Raw genomic sequence first — 7677 nt, 5'->3', positions numbered from 1 at the left:
AGCGGGTCACCCCGGCGACCGATGTGTTCTCCCTCGGTCTGATCGCGGCGGTCGCCGGGGTGACCCGCTCGCCGAGCGCGTGCTCCGGGGACATGTACTGCGGGGTGCCGATCAGACCGCCCGACTGCGTCAGTTGGGTCGCGTCGGCGGCCCGGGCGATACCGAAGTCGATGACGTACGGGCCCTGGGTGCCGAGCAGGATGTTGCTGGGCTTGAGGTCGCGGTGGATGACGCCGGCCGCGTGGATCGACGTCAGGGCGCGTGCCGTGCAGCCGACCAGCTGGAAGACGGCGGGCAGCGGCAGCGGCCCGAACGCGACGAGGGCGTCGTGCAGGGGGATGCCGGCGATGAACGCGGAGGCCAGCCAGGGCAGTTCGCCGGTGGTGTCGTGGTCGACGACCGGGACGATGTGGTAGCCCTGGACGCGGCGGGCGGCCTGGACCTCCTGTTCGAAGCGGCGGCGGAAGTCCGCGTCCTGGCCGTACTCCCGGCGGATGACCTTCAGGGCGACCGGCTGGCCGCCGCGGGTGTGCGACAGATAGACCGTGCCCATGCCGCCCTCGCCGATGCGGGCCTGCAGGTGGTACCCGGCGGTCTCTCGTGGGTCCTGCGGTCCCAGAGGGCTCAGGATGTCGCCAGTGCTGGTGGTAATGGGAGCCTCCCCCGGTACGGTGCCGAACTCCTGTGCCGCGTGCGGGCACTTGAAGCGGTTCCGAAGCTTATACGGCACTTACGACACCTGGAGCTGGCGTTACGGTTCCGTGTGGGTACCGGTACGTGGTGCGGTAAGTGGGCCTACGGTTCGCGCCGTACCCGGCGTTGCCATTCCTCGTCCCGCATCGTGATCGGTGCCGTCGCCGGGAGCCTGCGGGCCGTCGGGGCGTCCGCCAGACTCGGGGGGACCGGAGCCGTCGGGGCCTCGGTGAGCGACAGGGTGTGGAACGCCGTCTCGATGATGGCCACCGACGTCGCGAAGGGCGCCGGGAGCCAGCCGGTGAAGTCGCGGACGTCCCTGCGGGCCGCTCCCGCGCAGTGCTCGGCGATGTCGGCGGCCGAGGGGCGGGCGGCGGGGTCGGCGGTGAGACAACGGCGGACGACGTCGAGCAGGGGCCGGTCGATGCCGTCGAGGGCGGGCGGGTCGACGTCGGTGGCGGCGATGCGCGTCGCGATGGCGAGCGGGTTGCCCCGGCCGTACGGGTGGCGTCCGGTGGCGGCGACCGCGGCGACCAGACCGAGGGCGAACACGTCCGACGCGGAGGTGACCCGGCGGCCCAGCGCGTGCTCGGGGGACATGTAGCGCGGTGTGCCGATGAGGCGGCCGGCGGTGGTGAGGGTGGCGGCGCCCGCGGCGCGGGCGATGCCGAAGTCGAGCAGCCAGGGCCCGTCGGTGGCGAGGAGCAGGTTGGCGGGCTTGAGGTCGCGGTGGATGACCCCGGCGGTGTGCACGGCGTCCAGCGCGTGGGCGGCGCAGGCCAGCAGCTGCAGCACCGTCGGCATGGGCAGCGGGCCGTGGGTGTCCAGGGCCTCGCCGAGCGGGACGCCCGGTACGTAGCGCGTGGCCAGCCAGGGGCGCCGCGCTGCCGCGTCGTGGTCGACGATCGGCACCAGGTGGTAGCCGGAGACCCGGCGGCCGGCGGCCACCTCGCGGGCGAAGCGTTCCCGGAAGGCCGGGCTGTCGGCGTACTCCGGACGGACCAACTTCAGGGCGACCGGCTGGCCGCCCCGGCTGCGGGAGAGGTACACGGTGCCCATGCCGCCCTCGCCGATCCTGGCGTACAGCGGGTACCCGGAGATCTCCCGCGGATCGTCCGCCCGCAGCGGCCCAGGCACCACCCCGCGCATCGACCGGCCCCCTCTGCTCCCGCTCCCACGTCCCCTCGGAGGGTATCGCGGGGGACGCGGCCCCACCCCGCCCCGGACGCAACCCGGGTACCTCCCATGGCCTCTACCTGAGTGGCCCTCAACGGCGCGATGCCTTATAGAGGGAACAAAGCATGATGTTTGGGGTGAACGTGGAGCAGCAGCCGCAATCAGCGACAGCCGGGCCTGCCGTACCCGCCGGGCCTGCCGTGTCCGTCGTCGTCATCGTCTACAACGACGAGGCCAGGCTGCCCACGGCCGTCCGGTCGGTCCTGGAGCAGACGCTGCGCGGCGTCGAGGTCGTGATCGTCGACGACCACAGCTCGGACGGCTCGTACGAGGTGGCCGCCCGGCTCGCCGCCCTCCACCCCGACCGCGTACGGGCGTACCGGCTCCCCGAGAACAGCGGCGGCTGCGGCGCGCCCCGCAACGAGGGCATCCGGCGGGCCCGCGGCGCGTACGTCCTGTTCCTCGACAGCGACGACGTCCTGGAGCGCAACGCCTGCCGGAACATGCTGGAGGCGGCCGAGACGACCGGCGCCGACCTCGTCTCCGGGCTGTGTGTCCGCGTCCACGTGGACACCCGTACGAAGAAGGAGGTCAAGTGGTATCCGTGGCTGTACTCCCGCACACGGACGCTCGACTCCGTCTCCGAGCTGCCCGACCTGCTGGTGTACGACACCCTGTCGACCAACAAGTGCTACCGGCGTGACTTCCTGGTCGAGGGCGGCCTGGAGTTCCCCGTCGGCATCCACTACGAGGACCTGTTCTTCTCCGCCCAGGTGTACGCGGCCGCCCGTCGGATCACGCTCATCCCCAACCGGGTCTACGACTGGAACGTCGTCGAGCGGCCCGGCGCCGAGTCGATCAGCAACCGGCGGGCCGAGATCGCCAACTTCGCGCACCGCATGGAGATCCACCGCAGGGTCGACCGGCTCCTCGCCGACCAGGGGCTGGCGGAGCTGAAGTTCGCCAAGGACGTCAAGTTCCTCAAGCACGACCTGGTGCTGCACCTGCGCGATCTGCCGTTCCGGGACGCCTCCTACCGTCAGGAGTTCGCCGCGCTGGCCAACGCCTATCTGGCGTCGATCGACCCGGCCGCGTACGACGAGGTCGAGCCCATCCACGCGATCTGCGCCTATCTGCTGCGCGAACGCGACTGGGACAACCTGCTGCCCGCCGTGGACACCCTCACCAACCGCGACAAGGTGTCCGCCCCGATGGCCGAGCGCGACGGGCGGATCTACTGGTGTGCCGAGCACATCGAGGAGGATCCCTTCGCGCGGCGGATCCTGGACGTCACCGAACTCGGCTACCACGCACGGCCGGTCGGGAAGATGTTCCTGCGCAACGAGCTGACCGAGTACTCCCGACCGGGGCGCAGCGGAGTCGTCCGGCTCGCCGGCCGCGTCACCAACCCCCTCGGGGTCATCCCGCCCGGCGCCCGGCTCACCGCCGAGCTGGAGTTCTACGCCCGCCGCCCCGGCGTCCGCTTCCGGACCTTCCGGGTGCCGGTGGCCGCCGTACGGCACGAGGGCCCGTACGTGTCGTGGGAGGCCACCGCCGACATCGAGAAGGTCCTGCGGCCGCTCGGCATCGTGGACGCCGTGTGGGACGTCCGCCTCCATCTCGGTGTCGACGGCGAGCGGACGTCGACGCGGCTCACCGCCGCCGAACCGGGCCTCGCGACCGGGCAGCTGCCGGTCCGCCCCCGCCTGACCCGGCTGGTCGCCGACCGGGTCGAGCCGCACATCTCCGCCCGCGGCCATCTCGCGTTCCGGCTGGTCCCGGACAAGAAGGCCAACGACCTCGTCGTCCGCGGCCTGCGCGGCACCCCCGGGCGACTGGCCAAGACCGGCTACCGCAAGGCCAAGGCACTGCGCAAGAAGGCCACCTCCGGGGACACGAAAATCCGTCTTTATCACGAGGCGTTCCTGCGGCTGCCCCCGCGTCGGCGCCTGGTGGTCTTCGAGAGCCACCTCGGCCGGCAGTACAGCGACAGCCCCCGGGCGATCTACGAGGAGATGCGACGCCAGGGCCTCGACTTCGAGGCGGTGTGGTCGTACGCGGGACGGCCGGACGGCTTCCCCTCCGACGCCACCCTCGTACGCCGCTGGTCCCTGCCCTACCTCAGGGCACTGGCCCGCGCCGAGTTCTGGATCGACAACCAGAGCTACCCGCTGAAGCTGACCAAGCGGCCCGGCACGACGTACCTCCAGACCTGGCACGGCTCCGCCCTCAAGCGCATGGGCTTCGACGAGCCGAGCTGGAAGCTCAAGTCCCGTGCCGCGCAGGCGGAGCAGCAGCGCACCCTGGACCGCTTCGACCGCTTCCTGATCCGCTCCGAGCACGACGTGCGCACCCTCGCCAAGGCGTTCCGCCTCCGTGAGAAGGCACTGCTGCGGGTGGGCTACCCGCGCAACGACCTCCTTGTCCAGGCCCGAGGCGCCACCGAACGCCCGCCTCTGGCAGCCGAGTTGGGCATCCCGGCCGACAAGAAGGTGCTGCTGTACGCGCCGACGTTCCGTCAGTCGGGGCAGAAGCGGTTCGCGTTGCCGTTCGACGTGGAGCGCTTCGCGGAGACCTTCGGCGACGAGTACGTCCTCCTCGTCCGCGCCCACTACCTCAACCACGTCGTGCTCCCGCCCTCCGTGCGGGGCCGCGTCGTCGACGTGTCCGGCCACCACGACGTGACGCCCCTCCTCGCCCTCGCCGACGCGCTGATCACGGACTACTCGTCGGTGATGTTCGACTACGCACTCCTGGACCGCCCGATGCTGTTCTTCACGTACGACTACGACGCGTACGTGCACGAGGGCCGCGGCACCTACTTCGACCTGATGGAACGGGCACCGGGCCCGGTGGTCCGCACGGAGGACGAGCTGCACGCCGTCCTCGCGGGCTCCTCGCTGGAGGAGCAGTCGGTGAAGTACGCGGCCGCGCGGGAGCGGTTCACGGCCGCCTTCGGCGAGTACGACAAGGGCACGGCCGCGCGGCGGATCGTCGACGAGTTCTTCTCCGACTGGAGGCGCAAGTGAGCGGGCAGCGGGACGGGCGGCGGGACATCTTCCTCGTCGCCAACAGCGTCGACGAACTGGGCGGGGTGACCAGCTGGACCCACCAGATGGCCCGGCTGTTCACCGAGCGGGGCCACCGCGTCCACGTCATCGGCATCGCCACACCGGAGGACCCGCACGACCTCGGCGACCTCCCCTACCCCACGACCAGGCTGTACGACGGCCAGCCGCCCGCCCCCGGCCGGGCGCGGGACGCGAGCATGCGGGACCGGGCCGCCCGGCTGACCCGGATCTTCGGCGCCGCCCGCCCGGGCGCGGTCGTCGTCGTCACCCAGGTGTGGGCGATGGAGTGGGTGCGGCTCGCCGACACCCGTGGACTGACCGTCGTCGGCATGAGCCACGAGTCGTACGAGACCGCGAAGGCCAGCTCCCGCTTCCGCCGCGTCCTGAAGTACTACGCGGACGTCGACCGCATGCTCGTCCTCACCCGTGAGGACGCCGACCTGTGGATCGGAGAGGGCCTCAACAACGCCTCGTTCATGCCGAACGCCGTACCCTGGCTGCCCGACGTGCCCTCGCCGCGTACCGGGAAGGCCGTCGTCAGCATCGGCCGGCTGAGCGACGAGAAGGGTGTCGACATGCTCCTCGACACCTGGGCGGAGGTCGCCCCCGCCCACCCCGACTGGACCCTGCGGATCTACGGGTCCGGTGAGGACGAGGAGCTCCTGCGCAAGCAGTGCACGGCACTCGGCCTCGACGACTCGGTGGCCTGGATGGGCCGTACCGCCGACGTCCCGGCCGCCCTCCGGGAGGCTTCCGTCTTCGCGCTCTCCTCGCGGGGCGAGGGCTTCCCGCTCGCCCTCATGGAAGCGATGGCGATGGCCGTCCCGTGCGCCGCGTTCGACTGCGCGCCCGGCGTCCACGAGATCGTCGCCGACGGCGAGGACGGCCTGCTGGCGCCCCCTGGCAACACCGCCGAACTGGCCCGCAAGCTGGACCTGCTGATGTCGGACAAGGCACTGCGGGACCGCATGGGTGAGCGGGCGAGGGAGAACGTACGGCGTTACGGGACGGCTGAGATCGTGGACAGGTGGGAGAACCTCTTCGCGTTCCTGGAGAGGTGAGGGCGGGCGGGCCGGAGGGGTGCCCGGGCCCTTGGTGTGCCCGGGCCGGAAGGGCGGTTACTTCTTGCCGCCGGTGAACTTCTCGTACTCCTTCAGCACCTCGTCCGTCGGCCCGTCCATCCGCAGCTCGCCGCGCTCCAGCCACAGCACCCGGTCGCACGTGTCACGGATCGACTTGTTGTTGTGGCTGACGAGGAACACGGTCCCGGCGTGCTTGCGCAGCTCACGGATGCGCGCCTCGGACCGCTTCTGGAAGGTGCGGTCGCCCGTCGCCAGCGCCTCGTCGATCAGCAGTACGTCGTGGTCCTTGGCCGCCGCGATGGAGAACCGGAGCCTCGCCGCCATGCCGGAGGAATACGTCCGCATCGGCATCGTGATGAAGTCGTCCTTCTCGTTGATGCCGGAGAAGTCGACGATCTCCTGGTACCGCTCACGGATCTGCTCACGGGACATCCCCATCGCGAGCCCGCCGAGGTACACGTTGCGTTCCCCGGTGAGGTCGTTCATGAGGGCGGCGTTCACCCCGAGCAGGGAGGGCTGGCCGTCGGTGTAGATCCGGCCGTTCTCCACCGGCAGGAGCCCCGCCACCGCCTTGAGCAGCGTCGACTTCCCCGACCCGTTGGTGCCGATGAGCCCGATGGCCTCGCCCCGGTACGCGGTGAAGGACACGTTCCGCACGGCGTGCACCTTGCGCACACCGGCCGCCTTCTCGCTCTTCTTCCGCCGGAGTATGCGGTTCAGCGCGGCCGTGGCGCTGCCACGCCCGGCTCCCGTGCCGTTGACCCGGTAGACGATGTCGACGCCGTCGACGACGACGGTGGGAACGGGCTCGTCCACGACGGCGTGAGCGTGCTCGTGCTCGGCGGTGGGGGCGGGCGCGTCGGTGGCGCCCGGCGTGTCCCGCCGCGTGCCCGGGAGAGTGTTGGTGTCAGCCACGGCCGTACGTCTCCTCAGCCTTCCAGAAGTAGATGAATCCGCCGACGCCCGCGACGAGCGCCCAGCCCGCGGCGACCGCCCAGACGTGGTGGGGGAGTTGGCCGCCCTCGAAGCTGTCGATGAGCGCGAACCGCATGAGGTCGATGTAGAGCGCCGCCGGGTTGTACTCCAGCAGCAGGTGCACGGCGTACGGCAGATCGCGGTTGGCGAGTATCCGGTCGATGCTGAACATCACGCCCGACGCGTACATCCACGTACGCAGCACGAACGGCATCAGCTGGGAGATGTCGGGGGTCTTGGCGCCGATGCGGGCCATGACCATCGCGACACCGGCGTTGAACACGAACTGCAGGGCCAGGGCGGGCACGATCAGCAGCCAGGAGAGGGTGACCGGCACGCCGAAGGCCAGCAGGATCACGGCCAGCGCGGCCATGGAGAACAGCAGTTGCTGGAGCTGCTGGAGGCAGTACGACACGGGTAGTGAGGCCCGGGGGAAGTGCAGGGCGCGGACCAGGCCGAGGCTGCCGGATATCGCCCGGGTGCCGGCCATGATCGAGCTCTGGGTGAACGTCCACACGAACACGCCGGTCACGAGGAACGGCACATAGTCCGGGACGCCGTGCTTCGTGCCCATCAGGACGCCGAAGATGAAGTAGTACACGGCCGCGTTGAGCAGCGGGTTGGCGATCTGCCAGATCTGGCCGAGCTTCGCCTGGCTGTACTGCGCGGTGAGCTTCGCC

6 protein-coding genes are annotated in these 7677 nt (G+C 70.8%); 2 read left to right on the top strand and 4 right to left on the bottom strand.

Annotation, left to right across the window (positions count from 1 at the left end; all coding sequences use genetic code 11):
* The coding region (locus tag AOK23_RS19500) for a serine/threonine-protein kinase (protein ID WP_240496462.1) at positions 1-553 on the bottom strand (553 nt) is incomplete at its 3' end.
* A 242-nt stretch (positions 554-795) separates the two neighbouring features.
* Entirely contained in the window at positions 796-1842 is a 1047-nt protein-coding gene (locus tag AOK23_RS19495) for a serine/threonine-protein kinase (RefSeq protein ID WP_206336240.1), read from the bottom strand.
* A gap of 152 nt (positions 1843-1994) precedes the next feature.
* Here AOK23_RS19495 and AOK23_RS19490 point away from each other — a divergent pair, with 152 nt between their 5' ends.
* Together AOK23_RS19490 and AOK23_RS19485 are read left to right on the top strand one after the other, a co-directional pair.
* A complete protein-coding gene (locus tag AOK23_RS19490) occupies positions 1995-4898 on the top strand; it encodes a bifunctional glycosyltransferase/CDP-glycerol:glycerophosphate glycerophosphotransferase (protein WP_240496461.1) in 2904 nt (967 codons plus the stop codon).
* Complete coding sequence (locus tag AOK23_RS19485; protein ID WP_055713976.1) at positions 4895-6001, top strand: glycosyltransferase; 1107 nt, start codon at positions 4895-4897, stop codon at positions 5999-6001. Before AOK23_RS19490 ends, AOK23_RS19485 begins: the two co-directional genes overlap by 4 nt.
* Positions 6002-6058: 57 nt before the next feature.
* On the opposite strand, the gene AOK23_RS19480 is transcribed toward AOK23_RS19485, so the two are convergent.
* Both AOK23_RS19480 and AOK23_RS19475 read right to left on the bottom strand, forming a co-directional pair.
* A complete protein-coding gene (locus AOK23_RS19480; protein ID WP_055713978.1) occupies positions 6059-6838 on the bottom strand; it encodes an ABC transporter ATP-binding protein in 780 nt (259 codons plus the stop codon).
* Positions 6839-6929: 91 nt separating this feature from the next.
* A partial coding sequence (locus AOK23_RS19475; RefSeq protein WP_055713975.1) for an ABC transporter permease occupies positions 6930-7677 on the bottom strand: 748 nt, incomplete at its 5' end.

It is taken from the genome of Streptomyces torulosus, from assembly GCF_001419765.1.
Taxonomy (GTDB): Bacteria; Actinomycetota; Actinomycetes; order Streptomycetales; family Streptomycetaceae; genus Streptomyces; species Streptomyces torulosus.
The sequence above is the reverse complement of the archived record's forward strand: the minus strand, read 5'-3'. Positions and strand labels throughout refer to the sequence as shown.